Origin of the sequence: Yersinia sp. 1252 StPb PI, assembly GCF_048593885.1 — a bacterium.
Lineage (GTDB): Bacteria > Pseudomonadota > Gammaproteobacteria > Enterobacterales > Enterobacteriaceae > Yersinia > Yersinia enterocolitica_E.
In genome coordinates this window covers 1-1,065 of record NZ_JAZGQE010000399.1, presented here as the reverse complement: position 1 = coordinate 1,065, position 1,065 = coordinate 1, and the positions used below count along the sequence as shown (strand labels likewise).

The following is a 1,065-nucleotide window of genomic DNA, read 5'->3' as shown; positions in this document are numbered from 1 at the left end:
GCTGGCGTATTGAATTTTTATTGCCGGCTGTTGCCACTGCCATAAAATGCTTCTGATGATGGAATCGGCAATGACGTATTCGGGCTCTTTTGATGGGATTTCAGTTGTATGACCATGCCGTAGGATCCCAGCGCCCCTATACGCATAGCTTTTCGCCACCGCAAGCACCACTTGCCCTTGCTCCTTTTTCTTAGCAAAACCCGTCTTGATTCTCTGCGTGAGTGTGTTTGATCGTGACAACGGCGCAGCCACCTCATCATTATTCACAGGCGGCATGACCTGGGGAGAAACGCTCTGACTTACGTTAATCGATGCTGTTGCCAAATCGCGGGATAGGCTCTGGAGAAAGGCGGCAACATCACTAAAGAAAGCCTGCGAAGCGCCCTGCAGCTCACGGGCTTTTTTATTGGCTTTTTCTGCTTCGTGCCGTGTGGTTTCGATCATCACACCGAAGGTGATCGGCTTATCGGCCTCCCATGCCGCTGCCCGGGCCTGTATAAGGGAAGACCAGGCGGCATTTCCTGCAACCTCTGCCGTCATCCTCCCCAGAGCCTGTATCACCGTATTGTCATCACGAGAAGAGAACGCGTCGGTAAGCTCAGTGACGAGCAGGTCGCGCCGTTTTTCCGGCGTGCTGTAGTCATCAATAGCACGCAGGGTATGGACAACACGTATCAACTTCTGCAGGGTTAACTCCAGCCGCCTTACCAACGACTGGGCCACGCTCCTGCTCCCCAATGAAGTCTCCTCTGCTCCCTCACTGTTTTTGCGCGGCAGTTCATGCTCGACCCAGTCTTGTATGCGGTCGTCTGAAAGCCTGCCTGTGAAGCGCTCTATTTTTCCTATCTGCTCCAGTAGCCATAGGGAACCCAGCGGTCCCCCAACGCTTGCCTGGAGGTATATGCGGGATTTGGCAGCGGTCACGGCGTCATGCAGCTGCGTCACTAACCTCGGGTCAACCTCGGGCACCTGGCTGTTATACCCCTTACGCCTGAATTCCTGAGCTTCTTGTAGATGTGCCTTACGAATAAAAGAGAACAAACTGTCATTGTCGCTTCCGGCCTT

Annotated in this window: 1 protein-coding gene; it reads right to left on the bottom strand. The window is 53.7% G+C overall.

From position 1 onward, the window contains the following. The coding region (locus V2A85_RS23890) for a hypothetical protein (RefSeq protein ID WP_420072580.1) at positions 1 to 1,065 on the bottom strand (1,065 nt) is incomplete at both ends.